This is a genomic window from Sinorhizobium sp. M4_45, from assembly GCF_002885915.1.
Taxonomy (GTDB): Bacteria; Pseudomonadota; Alphaproteobacteria; order Rhizobiales; family Rhizobiaceae; genus Sinorhizobium; species Sinorhizobium meliloti_A.
This window is the reverse complement of sequence record NZ_NWVE01000005.1, coordinates 156,844-176,980: the sequence shown is the minus strand read 5'-3', so window position 1 is coordinate 176,980 and position 20,137 is coordinate 156,844. Positions and strand designations below refer to the sequence as shown.

The following is a 20,137-nucleotide window of genomic DNA, read 5'->3' as shown; positions in this document are numbered from 1 at the left end:
CGCCGGCCCCCATTCCACATTCTTGAAAATACGATGGATACATAACCCATGAGCGCACCGCGTACTCTCTACGACAAGATCTGGGACGATCACCTGGTGGACAGCCAGGCCGACGGAACCTGTCTCCTCTACATCGATCGTCACCTCGTTCACGAGGTGACGAGCCCGCAGGCCTTCGAAGGACTGCGCATGGCCGGACGCAAGGTTCGCGCCCCGGAAAAGACGCTGGCCGTCGTCGACCATAACGTTCCGACGTCACCGGACCGCCATCTCGGCATCAAGAACGAGGAAAGCCGCATCCAGGTCGAGGCGCTTGCCAGGAACGCCGCGGATTTCGGCGTCGAATATTATTCGGAGAACGACAAGCGCCAGGGGATCGTTCACATCGTCGGTCCGGAGCAGGGCTTCACGCTGCCGGGCATGACGATCGTCTGCGGCGACAGCCACACTTCGACGCACGGCGCTTTCGGCGCGCTGGCGCACGGCATCGGCACGTCCGAGGTCGAGCATGTCCTTGCGACGCAGACGCTGATCCAGAAAAAGGCGAAGAACATGCTGGTGCGCGTCGACGGCCAATTGCCGCCGGGCGTCACCGCAAAGGACATCATCCTTGCGATCATCGGCGAGATCGGCACGGCAGGCGGCACCGGCCACGTCATCGAGTTTGCCGGTGAGGCGATCCGGTCGCTGTCGATGGAAGGCCGCATGACCGTCTGCAACATGACGATCGAAGGCGGCGCGCGCGCCGGGCTGATCGCACCGGACGAAACCACCTTCGAGTACATCAAGGACAAGCCGCGCGCCCCCAAGGGCGAGGCCTGGGACAGGGCGGTCGAATACTGGAAGACGCTGCACACGGACGAAGGCGCCCATTACGACCGCGTCGTCGTGCTCGATGCCGGCAATCTGCCGCCGATCGTTTCCTGGGGCTCCTCGCCGGAAGACGTCGTCTCCGTCCAGGGCGTCGTTCCCGACCCGGACGACATCCAGGACGAGACGAAGCGGACCTCCAAGTGGCGTGCGCTCGACTATATGGGCCTGAAGCCCGGCACGAAGATCACCGACATCGCCATCGACCGGGTGTTCATCGGCTCCTGCACCAATGGCCGCATCGAGGACCTGCGCGCCGTCGCCCAGGTGGTCGAAGGCCGCAAGGTCGCCCCGACCGTTTCGGCGATGATCGTTCCGGGCTCCGGCCTCGTCAAGGAACAGGCGGAAGCGGAAGGCCTGGACAAGATCTTCAAGGAAGCGGGCTTCGACTGGCGCGAGCCCGGCTGCTCCATGTGCCTGGCGATGAACGACGACCGCCTGAAGCCCGGCGAACGTTGTGCCTCCACATCGAACCGCAACTTCGAAGGCCGCCAGGGCTTCAAGGGGCGCACGCATCTGCTTTCTCCGGCAATGGCAGCCGCGGCGGCGGTTGCTGGTCATTTTGTCGACATTCGCGAGTGGAAATAGCCGGTTCTGAGCTTTTCCGGCGTTTGAGCCGCCCTTCGGGGCGGCTTTTTTTATGCGCATGATGATGCGACAATGCGCTGCCGCCCCCGGTTCGCTGCCCTGAGGAGCTTTCATGCCCGATGACGCCCGGCCCTCGACACGCCGACTCATGCTGCTCCGCCATGCGAAGTCCGCCTGGCCGGACGGCGTTGCCGACCATCGCCGGCCGCTTTCGGAGCGTGGGCGCAATGCGGCGCCCGTCGTCGGCGCCTTCATCGCCCGGCAAGGGCTTGCTCCGGACCTGGCGCTCGTTTCGACCGCGCGGCGCGCCCAGGAGACCTGGGAGCTCGTCGCCGGGGCGTTGCCGCACAAGATCCCCGAGCGCGATGCGGCCGGCATTTACGAGGTCGCCGCCTCGGCCATTCTCGACGCCATCCGCAGGGTCGAGCCGACGGTGGAGAAACTGCTCCTCGTCGGCCACAATCCGGGAATGGCCGATCTTGCGCTTCTGCTTGCCGGGCGCGGCGATGAAGCGGCTCTGGAGCGGCTGAGGGAGAAGTTTCCGACGGCCGGGCTTGCGGTCATGGATTTCGACGTCGAGCGCTGGTCGGACATAGCGCCCGGCACCGGCCGCCTGGTTCGCTTCGTGACGCCGCGCATGCTTGAGGAGGAACGGTCGGGCTGATGCGGAGTGCCCGTTCGGCTTTGCTGCGCGACCGAAGCTACACCACCTTCACGATCATCCCGCGGTGCATTTGCCGGATCAGTCGCCGCATGGCCGAAAGGCTGACGGCCACGCAGCCCTCGGTCGGCTCGTAGCCCGGACGGATGAGGTGGAAGAAGATCGCCGAGCCGGCATTGCGCCTTCGGGAGGAAATGTTCCAATCCATGACGAGGCAGATGTCGTAGAGCCCGTCGTCGCGCATCATGCGTTCATGTCCGGCACGAAACGGCGCCCTGACGGGGCGATTGTAGCACGGGTGTTGCGGGGCATCGCACCAGAGCATGTCACGCCGCACGGCCCGCATCGGCAGGCGCGTCGAGGGAAACGGGACGCGATCGCGCCTGACATAGCCGCCGATGAGCCGCATGACCGCGCGGGGCGTCGCCCCGTCGCCTTCGCGCTTGATGGCAGTGACGCCGCTCCGCCCGATCGCAGCCTGCTCGACCCGTCCGTCGAAAAGCACGAGGGCGCGCTTGCGGTCGCGCGGAGCGGTTCTGACGACGATGGTCCCTTTTCTCGATCCTGTTGTCGACGCCTTCTTGCGCATCGGTCTCACAAATTCTTGCTTTGCCGTGATCGCGCCGCGACCTTAAGCGGGTTTTCCTATATGACGATGCCTGCGGCGCCGTGCGTCTCATCAGACGCGCAGACGGCGCTGCGGCCACTTTCAGTTGCGGCCTGTTTCTATCCTAAATAGGTTAGGATTTACGGAAACATGCGGCAGCGACTGCCGCGCTTGCCAAGAGCGGCATTTGAGTTAGTTTTGAACCAGGAAGCAACAGGAACTGTCCCATGGCGACTCGCACCATCCTCCTTGTCGACGACGACGATGATCTGCGTGAGACGCTGATAGAACAGCTCTCCCTTTACGAAGAGTTCGACCTTCTGCAGGAATCGACCGCCGGGAAGGGCATTCAGATGGCGCGTGGCCGACAGGTCGACCTCCTGATCATGGATGTCGGTCTTCCCGACATGGACGGGCGCGAGGCGGTGAAGCTCTTGCGCAAGGGCGGCTTCAAGGCCCCGATCATCATGCTGACCGGTCACGACACCGATTCCGACACGATCCTCGGCCTCGAGGCCGGCGCCAACGATTATGTGACGAAGCCGTTCCGCTTCGCCGTGCTGCTTGCCCGCATTCGCGCCCAGCTCCGCCAGCATGAGCAGAGCGAGGACGCGACCTTCAATGTCGGCCCTTACACATTCAAGCCCAGTCAGAAGCTGCTTACCATGGAGAACGGCCAGAAGATCCGCCTGACGGAGAAGGAAGCCGCAATCATCCGCTATCTCTACCGCGCCGACCAGAAAGTGGTTACCCGCGACGTGCTGCTCGAGGAGGTCTGGGGCTATAATTCCGGCGTCACGACCCATACGCTCGAGACGCATGTCTACCGGCTGCGCCAGAAAATCGAGCGCGACCCTTCCAATGCCGAGATATTGGTGACAGAGAACGGCGGCTACAAGATCGTTCCCTAAGCCGGACGACATGACCGGGGGAGATTTGCCGCTTGGCGCTCAATGACGACATCGCACTCTTGTCCAACGTGTCGCTCTTCGCCGACATCGGCGAGGACAAGCTGAGGCTTATCGCCTTCGGCGCAGAGCGCCGCCGGGTGGCCAAGGGGCACGAACTCTTCCGGGAAGGCGCGCCGGCCGATTGCGCCTATGCCGTGGCGGCCGGCAGCTTCGCGCTTTCGAATGCGAATGCGCAAGGCCGCCAGCAGCAGGTGATGACCGTCGGCCGCGGCGCGCTCCTGTCCGAGCTCGCGCTCATCTCGATGGTCGAGCGCAAGTTCACCGCGACGGCGCAGGAGGACAGCGAAGTGATCCGGATCAACCGTCCGCTCTTCCGTCGGATGCTGGAGGAATATCCCGAGGTGACCGCCATGGTGGAAACCCGCATCCGGGAAAACATCCAGGCGATGATCCGCCGCGTGGAGGCGCTTGCCGGGCGGTTTACGTAAGCGGACGGCGCCGTCAAAGCTCGAAATGGGCTATGACGGGCACATGGTCGGACGGACGCTCCCAGCCGCGCGCTTCCTTGAGGATCTCGACGCGCACGAGCTGGCTCGCGAGATCGGCGGAGGACCAGATGTGGTCGAGCCGGCGTCCGCGGTCGGCGGCGGTCCAGTCCTTCGCCCGATAGCTCCACCAGGTGTAGAGCTTTTCCGGCGGCGGCGTGTGGAGGCGCATCAGGTCGACCCATGCACCTCCGGTCATCACCGAGACCAGGCCCTCGGTCTCTATCGGCGTATGGCTGACGATCTTGAGAAGCTGCTTGTGCGACCAGACGTCGTGCTCGAGCGGCGCGATGTTGAGGTCGCCGACCAGAATCGACGAGACGCCGGCCTCGGCCTCCGCGTGCAGGAGCTTCATCTCGTCGACGAAGTCGAGCTTGTGTCCGAACTTCGGATTGACCGTGCGGTCCGGCTCGTCGCCGCCGGCCGGTACATAGAAATTATGGAGGCGGATCGTCTTTCCACCGGCCGCGAAGACGACGGAGAGATGGCGTGCATCGCCGACGCCGCAATAGTCGCGGCGGTCGGAGAGCTCATGAAGCGGCAGGCGAGAGATGGTGGCGACGCCGTGATAGCCCTTCTGCCCGTGCATCTCGATGTGTTCGTAGCCGAGCTTCCTCAGCGGCGCCGAGGGGAACTGGTCGTTCCGACACTTGATTTCCTGCAGGCAGAGGATGTCCGGCTGCCATGTCTTGAGGAAATGTTCGACCAGCGGCATGCGCAGGCGAACGGAGTTGATGTTCCATGTGGCGATGGAAAGAGGCATTCCTCGTTCTCCCGGGAAATTGCCGGAAAAGGATCACGCGTCCGGCAACGGGAGCGTTTAAACAGGTTAGCCACCGATCGACAAGCTTGAAAAAATCGCCCGGTGCGGAGATCGCGCAAGGCTTGCTGCCGGCGCTGCTTTCGCAGCCGGCAGTCAAGACGCGTTCTCGCGCGGATCTGCCGGCGGATTAAGCCACCATGTCGCCAAGACGAACGGCAAGCGGGCAAGCTTGTCGAGCGCATCGGTCAGCGCGGGGATTTGTGTCGTCTCTGCGACGCGAGCCCGCGGCGGGGTATCCCGAATTTAAACAGGCTTAAAGCACTTCCAGGAAGAATGTCTTCCGTTCTGAAGTGCCTGGTTTCAAAGTCGGAGCATTTCGCGATCAGCCGCCGCGGCGCTTGTTGCGCACCTCGTCATAGGGGATGCGGAAGACCTTGTCGTCGAGCGCGATGCCGGTCCGGACGTTGAAGATCATCACCGAGGTGTCCTTCTTTTGCGCATCGGTGATCGTCCACTGCCGCAGATTGTAGCTCTTCGGGTCGAACATCATCGTGATGGTCGAATCTCCGAAGATGGAGCGGTCGCCGAGTACGATGGTGATGAGGTCCGCTTCCACCCTCACGTCGCGTACCATCCTGCTGCTCAGGTCGATCCTTTCGCTGAGCAGCAGATTGAGCGGGGTCTTCGAGAGCGGATAGATATCCCAGGTCTTGAGCTTCATATTGCCGATGACGACGGACTTGCCGTCGGCGATGACCCGCATCGGCGAGGGTGCTTCGTAATTGAAGCGGATGCGTCCCGGCCGGCGGATATAGAACTTGCCGCCCGTCTGTTCGCCGCGCGGGCCGAACTGGACGAATTCGCCGGCCATGGTCTTCACGGACGAAAAATGATCCGCGATCCTCTGGGCAACGGCGGACGCCTGAGCCGAAGCGTCGCCGGCGCCCAACGTCGTGGCGCCGAAGCCGGCGAGAGCCGCCAGGCCGCCAACGAAGACGCGCCGCGAGATTGCCCCGTTGCGGCCGTCGGTTTTGGTCTCCATCATCGCAGTCTCCTTCATTCGTGACCATTTGAAGGGCAAGTGGGGCGCCTTCAAGGCGTTGGAAAATCCCGAAAACACGACGCCTTCAAATGACCGTTACCGCCCGCCGCGCGCTGATCACGCCGCTGTGGCGCTGTCTTACCGGCCGGTGATCTCCGCTTCGGTCGGCACCAGTATCTCGCGCTTTCCGGCGTGGTTCGCGGGGCTGATGATGCCTTCCTGCTCCATCCGCTCGATCAGCGAGGCGGCCCTATTATAGCCGATACCGAGGCGGCGCTGCACGTAGGAGGTGGAAGCCTTGCCGTCGCGCAGCACGATCGCCACCGCCTGGTCGTAGGGGTCCTCGGAATCGGCGAGGTTGGAGGTGCCGGCCGGACCGCCGCCGTCACTCTCGTCCTCGTCGTCCTCGGTGATCGCGTCGAGATATTGCGGCACGCCTTGCGTCTTCAGATAGGCAACGACCTCTTCGACCTCGGTGTCCGAGACGAAGGGTCCGTGCACGCGCTGGATACGGCCGCCGCCGGCCATGTAGAGCATGTCGCCCATGCCCAGGAGCTGTTCGGCTCCCTGTTCGCCGAGGATGGTGCGGCTGTCGATCTTGGAGGTCACCTGGAAGGAGATGCGGGTCGGGAAGTTCGCCTTGATCGTGCCGGTGATGACGTCGACCGAGGGGCGCTGTGTCGCCATGATGACGTGGATGCCGGCAGCACGCGCCATCTGCGCAAGCCGCTGGACGGCGCCTTCGATATCCTTGCCGGCGACCATCATCAGGTCGGCCATCTCGTCGATGATGACGACGATATAGGGCATCGGCGAAAGATCGAATTCCTCCGTCTCGTAGACCGCCTCGCCGGTCTGTCGGTCGAAACCGGTCTGGACGGTGCGCGTGATCGCCTCGCCCTTGGCCAGCGCCTGCTCGACGCGGCTGTTGAAGCCGTCGATGTTGCGCACGCCGATCTTCGACATCTTCTTGTAGCGCTCTTCCATCTCGCGCACGGTCCATTTCAGCGCCACGACCGCCTTCTTGGGGTCCGTCACGACCGGCGAGAGAAGGTGCGGGATGCCGTCATAGACGGAGAGCTCGAGCATTTTCGGATCGATCATGATGAGGCGGCACTGATCGGGTCTCAGCCGGTAGAGCAGCGACAGGATCATGGTGTTGATCGCCACCGATTTGCCCGAGCCGGTGGTGCCGGCGACGAGCAGATGCGGCATCTTGGCGAGATCGGCAACGACGGATTCGCCGCCGATCGTCTTGCCGAGCGCCATGGCGAGCTTCGTCTTGGTCGTCTCGAAGTCGCGGGAGCCGATCAGTTCGCGCAGATAGACCATCTCGCGCCGCTGGTTCGGCAGCTCGATGCCGATGGCGTTGCGGCCGGGTACGACGGCGACGCGTGCGGCGATCGCGCTCATGGAACGGGCGATGTCGTCGGCGAGACCGATGACCCGCGACGATTTGATCCCGGGCGCGGGTTCCAGCTCATAGAGGGTGACGACGGGGCCGGGGCGGACATGGATGATCTCGCCCTTGACGCCGAAATCCTCGAGAACGCCTTCGAGCATGCGGGCGTTCTGCTCGAGCGCATCGGCCGAAAGGGAGGCGTCGCGGGCGACATTCTTCGGCTCGGCGAGGAAATGGATCGGCGGAAGCGTGAAATCGCCGTCTTCATCGACGAACGAGCGCTGCGCCTCGCGCTCGACGCGCTGCCCGGCTTTCGGCCGGGGCGGCGGCGGGGCGACGCGCGAACCCGCCATTGCCAGAGCCGGCTTCGGCGGTGCAGGCCGCGGAGCCCAGTCTGCGGCCACGTCGTCTTCGTCGTCCGGCAGGATGCCGGCGGGCCGTCGCTCGTCGATATCGAAGGGCGGGTCGTCTTCGTCGCCCGTGATCGGCGGCGGAGTGACGATGCGGCGCTCGGTGCGATCGAGCGAGGGCTCGATACGACCGGCCTGCGCCTTCGGCCGGACCGGCTCGTTCAATGTGCCGAATTCGTCGTTGTTGAAGTCGTAGGGCTCGTCATACTGACGCTTCGCCGGCTTTGCTCCCATGCCGAAGGCACGGCGAAGCCTGGCCTGCGCCGTGTAGCGCATATGGGCGAGCGAGCCCATCAGCACCGTAAGGGGGCCTTCTTCGTCTTCCTCTTCGAGTTCGTCGCGTATGGTGCGCGCCTTGCTGGGTGCAGGCTCCGGTGCCGGTTCTGCTTCTTCATCCTCGCTGACGCCGATGAGGCCGGCGCTGAAGACGAGGCACCAGGCTGCCGGTGCGGTGAAGAGGCAGGCGAGTACGGTCGCGAAGGTGCCCGTCGGGAAGGTTCCGGTGAAGAGCGCGGGAAAACGCAGGATCATGTCGCCGAAGACGCCTCCGAGGCCGTTCGGCAGCGGCCAGGTGATCGGCGCCGGAACGCAGCTCAAGGCCGCGCTCGCCAGCACCGAGCCGGCGAACCACAGGCCGAGCCGCTTGACCACCTTGTCGAAATGCGTGCCGCGGATGAGAACGAGAGCCCAGGCGACGGCCGGCAGCAGCGCCACGACGCTCGCAAGGCCGAAGAACTGCATGAAGATGTCCGCGAAGACGGCGCCGCCATAGCCGAGCAGGTTGGTCGGCTCGTTCGAAGTTGCATAGGAAAAGCTAGGATCCGCGACGTTCCATGTCGAAAGGGCGGCAATGGCGAGCGCCAGCGCACCGACGAGAACGAACCCCGCCAGCGAGGCGATCTGCCGCCAGACGAAGTGGGTCAGCACGAACCGGTTGGAACGGCTGTCAAGCGTTGCGGTATTGCTTCTGCTCATGTTGCCTGCTTTGCCCGTTTCGATCCGCCGGAACGAGAGCGCGCGAAAAGGCCGCCCGTGAATATTCCAGCCCTTTTGGTGAGGAGCAGCCTTCTCACCCTCAATCAGGGCGAAAAGCGGGATGCTCCGGGCACATTGCGTGCCCATGGAATCAACCTAAGCGAAGTAGGGTTAATGTGACATTAACCATGCGCGTGTGCCGGCAAAATTGCCGCTGGGGACGCGTATGCAGCGAAAAAAAGCCCGGATCGCGAGATCCGGGCCAAGGGCGATCCGCAGACTGCGGACCGCGACGGGACTGTTGGCGGCGTCGTTTGCCGACGCTGCTCAGCTCGCGTGATAGGCGGCTTCGCCATGCGAGGAGAGGTCGAGCCCTTCCCGCTCCGCTTCCATCGATACGCGAAGGCCGACAAGCGCATCGACCACCTTGTAGAGGATGGCGGAAACGATACCGCACCAGACGATCGTGATGGCGACGGCCGTGATCTGGGTCATCAACTGGCTTCCCATGGTCACGCCGTCGGCATAGCCGATGCCGCCGAGCGAGGAGGAGGCGAAGACGCCGGTCGCGATCGCGCCGAAGAAGCCGCCGACGCCGTGCACCCCGAAGACGTCTGCCGTGTCGTCATAGTGGAACTTGTTCTTGATCACCGAGACGAAGAAGTAGCAGAGCGGCGAGACGATCAAGCCCATGATGATCGCGCCCATCGGACCGGCGATACCGGCCGCCGGCGTGACGGCGACAAGCCCGGCGATCATGCCCGAAGCGGCACCGAGCATCGACGCCTTGCCGCGCGTAAGCGTCTCGACGAGCGACCACGAAAGGACTGCGGCAGCCGTTGCGAGGAAGGTGTTGACGGTGGCGAGAACCGCACCGCCGGAGGCTTCGAGATTGGAGCCGGCGTTGAAGCCGAACCATCCGAACCACAGCATGGCAGCGCCGACGAGCGTCAGGGTCATGGAATGCGGGGCCATCATGTCCCGGCCGTAGCCGGTGCGCTTGCCGACCATGAATGCACCGACGAGGCCGGCGACGCCGGCATTGATGTGGACCACGGTGCCGCCGGCGAAATCGAGCGCGCCCATGCCGAAGAGCAGGCCGTTGGCGTCCCAGACCATGTGCGCAATCGGGAAATAGACGAATGTCGCCCAGAGGATGGCGAAGAGGATCGCGGCCGAGAACTTGATGCGCTCGGCAAAGGCTCCGACGATGAGCGCCGGGGTGATCGCGGCGAAGGTCATCTGGAACAGCATGAAAAGATATTCCGGAATGACGACGCCGTCGGAGAAGGTCGCCGCGGTGCTGTCGACGGTCACACCCGCGAGGAAGAGCTTGGCGAAGCCGCCGAAATAGGCGCTCGTCGAGCCGCCGAAGGCAAAGGAATAACCGTAGACGACCCAGACGATCATCATGACGGCGCCGATGACCGTGCACTGCATCAGCACCGACAGCATGTTCTTGGCGCGCACGAGGCCGCCGTAGAATAGGGCGAGGCCCGGAATCAGCATGAACAGCACGAGAAGCGTCGAAAGGAACATGAAGGTGGTATCGGCCTTGTCCGGCACCGGCGTTGCGGCCGCGGCGGGCGCCGCTTCCTGGGCAAACGCGACGACCGGCGCGAGCATCGCGGCAGCAGTCGCTCCCACGCGTCGAAGAGAGGTGGAAAGGGTGAATGACGACATCGAAAATAGCTCCCTGAACGGCGTGGTTTACAACGCTTCTGAGTCGGTCTCGCCGGTGCGGATGCGCACGGCATGGTCAATCGAGTAGACGAAGATCTTGCCGTCGCCGATCTGGCCGGTCTTGGCGGCCGAAGCGATGGCTTCGACGGCCTTGTCGACGATCTCCGTCGCGACCGCGATCTCGACTTTCAGCTTAGGCAGAAAGCTCACGGCATATTCGGTGCCGCGGTAAATCTCGGTGTGCCCCTTCTGGCGGCCGTAGCCCTTCACTTCGGTCACGGTCAAACCCTGGATGCCAACGGCAGTGAGGGCTTCGCGAACCTCATCGAGCTTGAACGGCTTGATAATGGCCATCACAATTTTCATCGAGTTCCCATCCTTGTCTGCCTCCAGCGGAGGCCGTCTCTCCTTGCTGCTTGAGCGCCTGACGCGCTGGCAACCGGATAGCTACATTCAAGGGGCGTGCCAGATTCGATGAGGCAGAACAAACCACTGAAATCTAATGGAAAAAACACGTTCGGCGAGAGGGCTGCCGCGGAACGCTGAAAATAGGCCAGTCGGAATGATTAAAATATAAGCAGAATCCAAAAAATGGCAAAAATTTACGCAATTGCCTTTTTGCGGATCAATCCTTCCTGGGCGACAGAGGCGATCAGAACGCCGGAGCGGTCGAAAAGACTGCCGCGGGTCATTCCGCGGGCACCGTGCGCGCTGGGACTGTCCTGGGTATAGAGCAGCCAATCGTCCATTTTCGAGGGCCGGTGGAACCACATGGCGTGGTCGAGGCTGGCGACCTGGAGGCTGCGGTCGAAGACCGATGTGCCGTGTGCGTAAAGCGACGTGTCGAGGAGCGTCATGTCGGAAAGATAGGCGAGGACCGCGGCCTGGAGATGACGCTCGTCAGGCACCGTCCCGACCGCTTTCACCCATACGTCCTGCTTCGGGGACGCCTTCGCGCGCGAGAAATAGTGTTCGAGCGAGACGGGCCGGATCTCGATCGGCCGCGGCCGCTCCCAATAGCGGCGGATCGCCTCCGGCGCGTGAACGAGAAACTTCTCCTTGAGTTCCTGCTCGCCCGGCAGCGTCTCCGGCATCGGCACCTCCGGCATGTCGAACTGGTGCTCGAATCCATCCTCGTCGTACTGGAAGGAGGCGGACATGGCGAAGATGGCCTTGCCGTGCTGGATCGCCACCACGCGGCGCGTCGCGAAGCTCGAGCCGTCGCGGATCCGGTCGACCTCGTAGATGATCGGAACGGAAGGGTCGCCCGGACGCATGAAATAGGCGTGCAGCGAGTGAACGTAGCGTCCCCCGTCGACCGTGCGCTGGGCGGCGACCAGCGCCTGGCCGATCACCTGGCCGCCGAAGACCCGCTGCCAGCCGACCTGCGGGCTCAAGCCCCGGAACAGGTTTTCCTCGAGCTTCTCGAGGTCGAGTATCGCAAGGAGCGCATCCATGGGCGTGGCGGTCTCGGTAGGGCGCGACATTTTCGGCGGTCTCCGATGGTAGGAACGGCGTTGGCATTGATCTATATAGGCACCAGATGATGCTTCAAGTGCGACGGGAGACGAGACGGATGATCGACGTTCTGATTGCCGGGGGCGGCTATGTCGGCCTCTCGCTTGCCGTATCGCTGAAAAAGGCGGCCCCCCATCTCGATGTCATGGTCGTCGATGCCGCGCCGGAAGGCGTGTGGAAGAAGGACGAACGGGCATCGGCCGTCGCCGCCGCTGCCGAGCGGATGCTCGACGTCCTGGGCGTCTGGCAGGCGATCGCGCCCGAGGCCGAGCCGATCCGCAGGATGGTGATCACCGATTCGAAGACGGCCGATCCGGTCCGACCGGTATTCCTTACATTCGAGGGCGGAGGCGAGGGCGGGGGCGCGGGCGAGGACAATGGCGGCGACGGCCGCCCCTTCGCTCATATGGTGCCGAATACGGCGCTCGTCGGTGCGCTGCGCCGCGCCTGCGACGAACTTGGCGCCCCGATCCGGCAGTCGACCGTGGTGGAGAGTTTCCGGAGCGGAGATCATTCCGTCGCCGTCACTCTGGCGGGCGGCGAGACGATCGAGGCGCGGCTGCTGGTCGCCTGCGACGGTGTTCGTTCGAGGCTGCGCGAGGCGGCGGGCATCAAGGTCGTGGAGTTTGATTACGGCCAGTCGGGCATCGTCACCACCGTCGAGCACGAGCGCCCGCACGGCGGGACGGCGGAGGAGCATTTCCTGCCTGCCGGTCCCTTCGCGACGCTGCCGCTCAAGAATAACCGCTCCTCGCTCGTCTGGACCGAGAGCACCTATGATGCCGAGCGTCTGGTGAAGGAGGACGATTTCATCTTCGAGGAGGAACTGGAGCGCCGTTTCGGCCATAAGCTCGGCCGTCTCAAGGTGGTCGGCGGCCGACGTGCCTTCCCGCTCGGCCTCACGCTTGCCCGCGACTTCGTCGCGCCGCGTTTCGCGCTCGCCGGGGATGCCGCACACGGCATCCACCCGATTTCCGGCCAGGGGCTCAATCTCGGCTTCAAGGATGTCGCGGCCCTCGCCGAAACGATCGTCGAGGCGGACCGCCTGGGCCTCGATATCGGTTCGCTCGCGGTTCTGGAGCGCTACCAGACGTGGCGACGCTTCGATACCTTCCGGATGGGCGTTACGACGGATGTCCTCAACCGGCTCTTCTCCAACGACATCATGCCCGTGCGGGTCGTGCGCGATCTCGGCCTCGGCCTCGTCGATCGCCTGCCGTCGCTCAAGAAGTTCTTCATCCGCCAAGCGGCGGGCACTCCCGGCAGAGCCGATCCGCGGCTGCTCGCCGGCGAGCCGATTTGAACGCCACGGCTTGCGCCTGTGTCGGCCCGGGGAAAGGCCAGTTTCGCGTTAAACCCGCGGAGAGCGGCAAACCACACGGCAGATCAGGCAGGCTGACCGCCGAAACATCGATCTTCAATCCTCGATCTTGCGCGCCTCGGAGACCAGCATGATCGGCACGCCGTCGCGGATCGGATAGGCGAGGCGGGCCTTTTCGGACACCAGTTCGTTGGCTTCCGGATCGTAGCTGAGGCGGCCCTTGGTCAGAGGGCAGACGAGCAGTTCCAGGAGTTTCGGATCGACCTTGCTGGCGTTGATGTCCATCGCTCGTTTCATTGCAGAATATTGTCGAGGTCGCCGAAATTGCGAGCGAGCACGATCTCGGTGATGGCGATCAGCGTTTCGGCCCGCGTCTTCAGGTCGGGGGCCTCCAGCAATGCCTGTTTTTCCGCCGGTCCATAGGGCGACATCATTGCCATGGAGTTGACGAGGGTTCGGTTGCTTGCGCGTTCCACGCTTTCCCAGTCGGCTTCGAGCTTGTTGGCGTCGAGATAGGCCCGAAAGGCTGCGAGAAGCGCCTCCCGGTCGACGAGGCTCTCGTCGTCCGGATTTTCGAGATCGCTCCCGAAGGGGCCGATGCGGAACCGGCGGTAGCCGCGACAGCCGGCCACCTCCGCGAAAAGCCGGAAGCGGCACACGCCGGTGAGAGAGGTGATGTAGCGGCCGTCGCCGGTTTCGGCGAAAGAGGTGATCCGGCCGATGCAGCCCACCTGGCAAAGCGCCGGCACCGACGAGGCGTCGATCTCGTTGCGGCCTTCCGCGAAGGAGGGCTGAACGATGCCGATCAGCCGGTTGCCGGCGAGCGCATCGTCGAACATGGCGAGATAGCGCGGCTCGAAGATGTTGAGCGGAAGCTGTGCGCCGGGAAGCAGCAGCGCGCCCGTCAAGGGAAACACCGGAAGAATCTCCGGTAAGTCCTTCGGACCGAGATAGCGCGCATTTCCGACATGCATTCCGACAGACCCTGCAGATAGCGGCCGCGCCTCATCGAAGCGCGGTGCCGTAGGACCAAAAAATGGTGCGGCCCTTCGAAATCTCAAGGGAGAAATACACCGGAATCGATCACGTGGAGCCGAAAAATTCGACGCGGAGGCCGCTTACGAAAAGAGAATCGACGACAGCTTGCGCCGCGCCGCGATCGTTGCGGGGTCCTTCGGTCCCCATACCTCGAAGAACGACAGCAGTTCGCGCCGGGCGCCGTCGTCCTCGAAGCTGCGGTCGCGCTTCATGATCGTCAGGAGATGTTCGGCGGCGGCGGTGCGGTCGCCCTCGACATTGCGGAGCTTGGCGAGCTTGAGCCGTGCCGCATGGTCGTCCGGATCGAGCGCGAGCTGGCGCTCCAGCGCGGCCGGGTCGCCGAGCTTGCGGGCCTCCTCGATCTGGTCGAGCTTTTTCGAGACGGCGGCGACGGCCGCTTCCGCGGCGAGTGCTTCCGGCAGGCCCGAAAGCGCCTGGCGCGCCTCGGCGACCTGCCCGAGCGCAATCATGCATTCGATCATACCGGCGACAGCCGCGGCGTTTTCCGGGTCGGCCTGGAGAACGGCACCGTAGAGTCCGGCGGCGTTCTGCGCGTCGCCTGCATCGATCAGCGCCTTGGCATCGGCAAGCACGCTCTCGATCTCTGCCTTGCCGTCGTCTGCGGCCGGACCGGCGATCCGATCGATGAACTCTTTGATCTGGCTTTCGGGCACGGCGCCCATGAAACCATCGACCGGGCGTCCATCGATGAAGGCGATCACCGCGGGAATGGACTGAATGCCGAGCTGGCCGGCGATCGATGGATGGTCGTCGATGTTCATCTTGACGAGCTTCACCCGGCCGGCGGCCTCCCTCACCACCTTCTCGATGATGGGGGTCAGTTGTTTGCAGGGCCCGCACCAGGGCGCCCAGAAGTCGACGAGCACCGGCTGCTGGCGCGATGCCTCGAGCACGTCGCGGGTAAAGGCGGCGGTGGTCGTCTCCCTGATCAGGTCGTCCGGGATCGGGCCGTTCGGGGCGCTCGAAGTGCTTGCCGGCTGTCCGCCGAAGGAGGCCGAGCCCGTCATCTGGGTGCCGAAGGAACCTTGATAGGGATTGTCGCTACCGCTCATTCTTCTCTCCTCGCGGACTTGGGCGTCCGGCTTCATGCATTCGCGCCAAAGATCGTATGTCAGGCCGTCACTTTCAAGACAAGCGGCTCGTGCCCGGTTGCCTCCATGAAGCGCAGCATGTCCTTCGACGCGATCGAGGTCGTCTGGTCGTTGGAGAGCGGATGGCAGTTGACCGTCTCGAACTCCATCAGGGTCTCGTCGAGAATGATCTTCACCTTGCCCTCGGTGTCGTTGATCGCGCCGAAGGCGGTGACGGCGCCCGGTATCACGCCCAGATACTCCATCAGCTTCTCCGGCTTGCCGAAGGAGACCTTGCTTGCAGCGCCGATGATCTGATGAACGGTCTTCAGGTCCACCGTCGCGTGTTCCTCGACGGTCAGAAGGAAATAATTGTCCTTTTTGTCCTTCAGGAACAGGTTTTTTGTATGTCCGCCGGGGATTTCATCGCGCAGCGCCACCGATTCGGCCACCGTGAAGACCGGCGCGTGCCGCTTCGTCCTGTGTTCGATCCCGAGTTCGTCGAGAAAGCGGAAGAGGTCTTCCGCAGTCTTCGGCTCAGCCTTGCTCATGCTCCATCCTTCCTGCCGTCGCGATTTTCTCTCGGCCTGCTTTAAAGAGGAGCGAGAGGTTCCGCAATCTCATGCGCGGCGCAGCGCGGCCGGAAACGCGGCGTTCCCGGTCATCGAACGCGCTCGCGAAAAAAATCTTGGCATCCGCGTCATTTCCCTGTTGCATTTGAAAAGGGCTTAGGCCATATAGCGCCCGTCGCCGCAAGACGGGCGACACCCCTGGTCCACCGACTACCCCCGGGCCTGGGTTCTAATGAGCGGGTGTAGCTCAGGGGTAGAGCACAACCTTGCCAAGGTTGGGGTCGGGCGTTCGAATCGCCTCACCCGCTCCAAATTCCTCGGACAATTCAGCAGATTGATGAGCCCTTCGGGCATTCTCGTTCGCCCCGCCGTGCTACAGCGGGAGCGATGCGGCATTTTTCCGTGACGCGCGTGCTGGCACAGGAAGTGGGTGCCGACGGGATCACCGCCAACTGCGTGTGCCCCGGAATCGTCCTCACCGATATGGGGCGGGTCAATCTCGACGATCCCGCGGTCAGGAGGACGTGGCAGGACAAAACCGCCATGCGTCGCATCGGCGATCCCGAGGATGTTGTCGGTGCGGTGGCCTTCTTTGCTTCGGACGATGCGGCTTTCGTGACCGGCCAGACGCTGAATGTCGACGGCGGCATCGTGCTGAGCTGACGACTATCCGACGTCGGCCGCGCTCGCGCAGCATGCCACGAAGCCGTCGGCGATGATGTCCTTCGGAAGGTTGAGGCCGATGAAGACGAGGCGCGAAACGCGCTCTTCGCCCGCCTTCCAGGGGCGCTGGTGGTCGCCTTCCACCAGCATGTGGACGCCTTGGACGACATAGCGGTCGGTGTCGCCGGCAAAGGCGATGATGCCCTTCATCCGCAGCATGTCCGTGCCGAAGGCCCGGGCGGTCGTCTGTAGCCAGCGGAAGAATTTTTCCGGGTCGACGGGTCGGCGTTCGACCAGAGAGAAACTCGTGACATGGTCGTCATGCTCGTGACCGTGGTCCGCTTCGAGAAAGTCGGGCTCGACCTCGAGAATGCGGTCGAGATCGAAGGCATTGCGATCGAGAAGGCTGGCGATGTCGAGATTGCAGCGCTGCGTCCTCAGGATGCCGGCCGTCGGGTTGATGCGGCGGATGCGATCCTCCACGGCCTGCAGCCCTTCGGGCGATACGAGATCGGTCTTGTTGAGGATGATCGTGTCGGCGAAGGCCAATTGCTCCTGCGCTTCATGTGCGCGGTCGATCTCGCCGAGAAGGTGCCTGGCATCGACGACGGTGATGATGGAGTCGAGCCGTGTCTTGGAGCGGACATCCTCGTCGACGAAGAAAGTCTGGGCGACCGGCGCGGGGTCGGCGAGGCCCGTCGTCTCTATCAGGATGCCGTCGAACCGCTCGCGCCTGCGCATCAGCGCCTCGATGATGCGGATCAGGTCCCCGCGCACCGTGCAGCAGATGCAGCCATTGTTCATTTCGAACACCTCCTCGTCGGCATCGACGATGAGATCGTTATCGATGCCGACCTCGCCGAACTCGTTGACGATGACCGCGAACTTCTTGCCATGCGGCTCGGAGAGGATGCGGTTGAGAAGCGTGGTCTTTCCTGCTCCGAGATAGCCGGTGAGGACGGTGACGGGGGTGGGGACAAGCTGATCGGGCATTGACGAGAACCTCACTGTCGCATGGACGGCCGGAGGCAATGCTCCGGCTTCGTGGATACGTTATTACATTTCGTTTTATTGAACGTAATAACGTAACATCGCCGGGAGTTGTCAAGTCAGATTCTGACACTGAAACGCTGGGGCTCTCTTCTTTCCTTTGCGGCAGCCGAATTCGTCACCGGTCTCACGCTGCCGGTGGGTGTTGGCGGTTATCGGTCGGATAGGAGCGACAGGAAGCGTTTCACTGTTCGATGAAACGGTGAAACTGAAAGTGCTCTAACGGCCTGCCCTGCCTCAGCTTTTCGTAAAAACGTAATCCGTTTCCTGCCGGAGCGTTTCGCCGGGTCTCAGCACCGCCTTCGGGAAACCTTCGTGGTTCACCGCATCGGGCCAGATCTGGGTTTCCAGGCAGAAGCCGGCGAAGGGGCCGTAACGGCGGCCGTCGAGGCCGGGAACCGGTACGTCGAGCTTTTCTCCGGTATAGAGCTGCACGCCGGGCTCCGTGGTCAGCACTTCCAGCGACACACCGGAATTGATGCTGCGTACCAGCGCCACGGAGCGTTTCTGCGTCCGTTCCGGCGAGAGGCAGAAATTGTGGTCGTAAGCGATCCCGTCGCCGTCCAGCTGCCTTCTCAGCGAGGTCATTTCGCGCAGATCGAAGGCGGTGCCGGCGACGGGGCGGATCTCGCCCGTCGGAATCTGCCGTTCATCGGTGGGCAGGTAGTGGTCTGCCGCAATCATGATGTCATGGCCGAATGCGTCCGCGCCGCCGTCGAGGTTGAAATAGCTGTGCTGACAGACATTGGCGAGGGTCGGCGCGTCGGTCTGAGTTTCGTAGACGACGTTGAGCGTGCCGCCCGGTTTCAGCGTATAGGTGCAGGTGATCGTGCAATTGCCCGGATAGCCGGCGCGGCCGTCCGGATCGGTGATCTCGAGCGTTACGCTGTCTTCGGCCCGCCTGAGGATCGACCAGTTGCGCTTGGCGATATTGTCGCTGCCGCCGTGGAGATGCGTGGCGCCCTTCTCATTGAGCTCGAGTTGATAGGCCTTGCCTTCGAGCACGAAGCGGCCACCGCCGATGCGGTTGGCGTTGCGCCCGGGCGTGGCGCCGAAATAGGAGGAATGGGCCGGATAGCTTTCGAAATCCTCGAAGCCGAGCACGAGCGGGGCTGCATGTCCTTCGAGCCGAAGATCCTGGATGACCGAGCCCCATGTGATCACCGACGCCGTCAGCCCACCGCCCTGAAGCGTCACGCGCTGTACGGGCTCGCCGGAGGGCAGGTGGCCGAAGATTTCCGTGTCTGTTCCCATGCATCTCCCCATTTCCGCGAGTCGGCGTCAACCTGCTGCATTTCCGCCGAGGCGGCAACCGGAAAGTCATACTTTTTACGTCAACGCGCTTCGGTTCCGATCTTCGCCAGCTCGTAGGGCGTCGTCTGGTAAATCTCGTTGATCCAGTTGCCGAAGAAGAGATGTGCATGGCTGCGCCAGCGGTTCTGCGGCGGAAGTGCGGAGTCATTGTGCGGGAAATAGTCGTGCGGCAGCTTGATCGGCACGCCGGCATCGACGTCGCGGAAATATTCCTCCGACAGGGACGTCGAATCATATTCGACGTGATTGAACATGTAGAGCCGGTTGCCTTTCTTCTCGTGCACGAGGCAGACGCCCACTTCCTTTGATTCCATCAGGATTTCGAGATCCGGCACCCGGTCGATATCGGCGCGGCGCACCTCGGTCCAGCGCGAAACGGGCACGGCGAAATCGTCGGAAAAGCCGTTCAGATAGACCGAAGAGGGCTGCAGGTTCTGGTGGCGGTAGACGCCGAAGGCTTTTTCCTTCAGCGGATATTTCGGAACACCGTGGAAATGGTAGATCGCAGCCATCCCGCCCCAGCAGACGTTCAGCGTCGAATGGACGTTGGTCGTCGTCCAATCGAAGATGCGCTGCAGCTCCTTCCAGTAGGTGACCTCTTCGTATTCGAGCGTCTCGATCGGCGCGCCGGTGATGATGAAGCCGTCGAACTTACGGGCCTCCACCTCCTCGAAGGTCTCGTAAAAGGCGAGCAGATGTTCTTCGGGCGTGTTCTTCGGCCGGTGGCCGTTGACGCGGACGAGCGTCAATTCGACCTGAAGCGGCGTGGCGCCGATCAGCCGCGCCATCTGGATCTCGGTCTTGATCTTGTTGGGCATCAGGTTCAAGAGCCCGATCTGCAGCGGCCGGATGTCCTGGCGGACCGCCTCGGTCTCGGTCATCAGCCGCACACCCTCGTGAACGAGAGTTTCGAAGGCGGGCAGCGTATCGGGTATCTTGATGGGCATGGGCGTCCACTCGATCAATACAAAAAAACCGGCGGCGAAACGATCGCGACCGGTCCTCGGAAATCCATTGTTCCCTCGGCCCTTTAGCGACTTCTTTAACGTGGCTGCAAGCCGGCCGGCCAAATCACCACGGATCGTAGATAGCGCGAGGAGGGCCGCGCGGTCA

19 protein-coding genes, 1 tRNA gene, 1 pseudogene and 1 riboswitch are annotated in these 20,137 nt (G+C 63.2%); of the genes and pseudogenes, 7 read left to right on the top strand and 14 right to left on the bottom strand.

Annotation, left to right across the window (positions count from 1 at the left end):
• Positions 1-48 precede the first annotated feature (48 nt).
• Together leuC and CN933_RS16050 are read left to right on the top strand one after the other, a co-directional pair.
• A complete protein-coding gene (gene leuC, locus CN933_RS16055; protein WP_018097371.1) occupies positions 49-1,458 on the top strand; it encodes a 3-isopropylmalate dehydratase large subunit in 1,410 nt (469 codons plus the stop codon).
• 112 nt (positions 1,459-1,570) lie between these two features.
• A complete protein-coding gene (locus tag CN933_RS16050) occupies positions 1,571-2,122 on the top strand; it encodes a SixA phosphatase family protein (RefSeq protein ID WP_018097370.1) in 552 nt (183 codons plus the stop codon).
• Between the two features lie 37 nt (positions 2,123-2,159).
• Here CN933_RS16050 and CN933_RS16045 read toward each other — a convergent pair whose 3' ends face one another.
• A complete protein-coding gene (locus CN933_RS16045) occupies positions 2,160-2,708 on the bottom strand; it encodes a L,D-transpeptidase family protein (protein ID WP_018097369.1) in 549 nt (182 codons plus the stop codon).
• Positions 2,709-2,953: 245 nt separating this feature from the next.
• Here CN933_RS16045 and CN933_RS16040 point away from each other — a divergent pair, with 245 nt between their 5' ends.
• The gene (locus tag CN933_RS16040) at positions 2,954-3,637 is read left to right on the top strand and encodes a response regulator transcription factor (RefSeq protein WP_003529672.1); all 684 of its coding nucleotides are present in this window, start codon (positions 2,954-2,956) and stop codon (positions 3,635-3,637) included.
• Between the two features lie 32 nt (positions 3,638-3,669).
• Complete coding sequence (locus CN933_RS16035; protein ID WP_018097368.1) at positions 3,670-4,125, top strand: cyclic nucleotide-binding domain-containing protein; 456 nt, start codon at positions 3,670-3,672, stop codon at positions 4,123-4,125.
• 13 nt (positions 4,126-4,138) lie between these two features.
• Here CN933_RS16035 and CN933_RS16030 read toward each other — a convergent pair whose 3' ends face one another.
• The 6 genes from CN933_RS16030 to tesB all read right to left on the bottom strand — a co-directional run bounded on the left by CN933_RS16030 (position 4,139) and on the right by tesB (position 11,944).
• Positions 4,139-4,945, bottom strand: a complete 807-nt coding sequence (locus CN933_RS16030; RefSeq protein WP_018097367.1) for an exodeoxyribonuclease III — start codon at positions 4,943-4,945, stop codon at positions 4,139-4,141.
• Between the two features lie 382 nt (positions 4,946-5,327).
• A complete protein-coding gene (locus CN933_RS16025; RefSeq protein WP_026168843.1) occupies positions 5,328-5,990 on the bottom strand; it encodes an outer membrane lipoprotein carrier protein LolA in 663 nt (220 codons plus the stop codon).
• 135 nt (positions 5,991-6,125) lie between these two features.
• Positions 6,126-8,774: an FtsK/SpoIIIE family DNA translocase gene (locus CN933_RS16020; protein WP_018097364.1), complete on the bottom strand. Its 2,649-nt coding sequence runs from the start codon at positions 8,772-8,774 to the stop codon at positions 6,126-6,128.
• Between the two features lie 327 nt (positions 8,775-9,101).
• A complete protein-coding gene (locus CN933_RS16015; protein WP_018097363.1) occupies positions 9,102-10,457 on the bottom strand; it encodes an ammonium transporter in 1,356 nt (451 codons plus the stop codon).
• Positions 10,458-10,484: 27 nt separating this feature from the next.
• On the bottom strand, positions 10,485-10,823 hold the full coding sequence (locus CN933_RS16010; protein WP_018097362.1) for a P-II family nitrogen regulator: 339 nt from the start codon (positions 10,821-10,823) through the stop codon (positions 10,485-10,487).
• A gap of 236 nt (positions 10,824-11,059) precedes the next feature.
• Positions 11,060-11,944 (bottom strand): acyl-CoA thioesterase II, encoded by an 885-nt coding sequence (gene tesB / locus CN933_RS16005; protein ID WP_018097361.1) that lies wholly within the window; start codon positions 11,942-11,944, stop codon positions 11,060-11,062.
• An 89-nt stretch (positions 11,945-12,033) separates the two neighbouring features.
• Here tesB and CN933_RS16000 point away from each other — a divergent pair, with 89 nt between their 5' ends.
• Positions 12,034-13,278, top strand: coding sequence for a ubiquinone biosynthesis hydroxylase (locus CN933_RS16000; RefSeq protein ID WP_018097360.1), 1,245 nt, complete (start codon positions 12,034-12,036; stop codon positions 13,276-13,278).
• Positions 13,279-13,392: 114 nt separating this feature from the next.
• Here the strand turns inward: CN933_RS16000 and CN933_RS15995 are convergent, their stop codons facing one another.
• The 4 genes from CN933_RS15995 to CN933_RS15980 form a co-directional block, all read right to left on the bottom strand.
• Positions 13,393-13,581, bottom strand: coding sequence for a Trm112 family protein (locus tag CN933_RS15995; protein ID WP_003537577.1), 189 nt, complete (start codon positions 13,579-13,581; stop codon positions 13,393-13,395).
• A gap of 8 nt (positions 13,582-13,589) precedes the next feature.
• Positions 13,590-14,270, bottom strand: a complete 681-nt coding sequence (locus CN933_RS15990) for an LON peptidase substrate-binding domain-containing protein (protein ID WP_018097359.1) — start codon at positions 14,268-14,270, stop codon at positions 13,590-13,592.
• A 144-nt stretch (positions 14,271-14,414) separates the two neighbouring features.
• Positions 14,415-15,407, bottom strand: coding sequence for a thioredoxin (trxA, locus tag CN933_RS15985; RefSeq protein WP_018097358.1), 993 nt, complete (start codon positions 15,405-15,407; stop codon positions 14,415-14,417).
• A 59-nt stretch (positions 15,408-15,466) separates the two neighbouring features.
• Positions 15,467-15,976 carry a prolyl-tRNA synthetase associated domain-containing protein gene (locus CN933_RS15980; RefSeq protein WP_018097357.1) on the bottom strand — a complete coding sequence of 170 codons (510 nt, stop codon included), beginning with the start codon at positions 15,974-15,976 and terminating at the stop codon, positions 15,467-15,469.
• Positions 15,977-16,233: 257 nt separating this feature from the next.
• On the opposite strand from CN933_RS15980, the gene CN933_RS15970 reads away from it, so the two are divergent.
• Both CN933_RS15970 and CN933_RS15965 read left to right on the top strand, forming a co-directional pair.
• Positions 16,234-16,308: transfer RNA gene (locus CN933_RS15970), tRNA-Gly, on the top strand.
• A 94-nt stretch (positions 16,309-16,402) separates the two neighbouring features.
• A pseudogene (locus CN933_RS15965) lies at positions 16,403-16,660 on the top strand (SDR family NAD(P)-dependent oxidoreductase); the annotation flags it as partial.
• A 3-nt stretch (positions 16,661-16,663) separates the two neighbouring features.
• On the opposite strand, the gene CN933_RS15960 reads toward CN933_RS15965, so the two are convergent.
• From CN933_RS15960 to metA, 3 genes are all read right to left on the bottom strand, one after another.
• The gene (locus tag CN933_RS15960; protein ID WP_018097354.1) at positions 16,664-17,653 is read right to left on the bottom strand and encodes a CobW family GTP-binding protein; all 990 of its coding nucleotides are present in this window, start codon (positions 17,651-17,653) and stop codon (positions 16,664-16,666) included.
• Positions 17,654-17,947: 294 nt separating this feature from the next.
• The gene (locus tag CN933_RS15955) at positions 17,948-18,964 is read right to left on the bottom strand and encodes an aldose epimerase family protein (protein WP_018097353.1); all 1,017 of its coding nucleotides are present in this window, start codon (positions 18,962-18,964) and stop codon (positions 17,948-17,950) included.
• Positions 18,965-19,044: 80 nt separating this feature from the next.
• Positions 19,045-19,971, bottom strand: a complete 927-nt coding sequence (gene metA, locus CN933_RS15950) for a homoserine O-acetyltransferase MetA (protein ID WP_026168842.1) — start codon at positions 19,969-19,971, stop codon at positions 19,045-19,047.
• A gap of 63 nt (positions 19,972-20,034) precedes the next feature.
• A riboswitch (SAM riboswitch) is annotated at positions 20,035-20,112 on the bottom strand.
• Positions 20,113-20,137 lie beyond the last annotated feature (25 nt).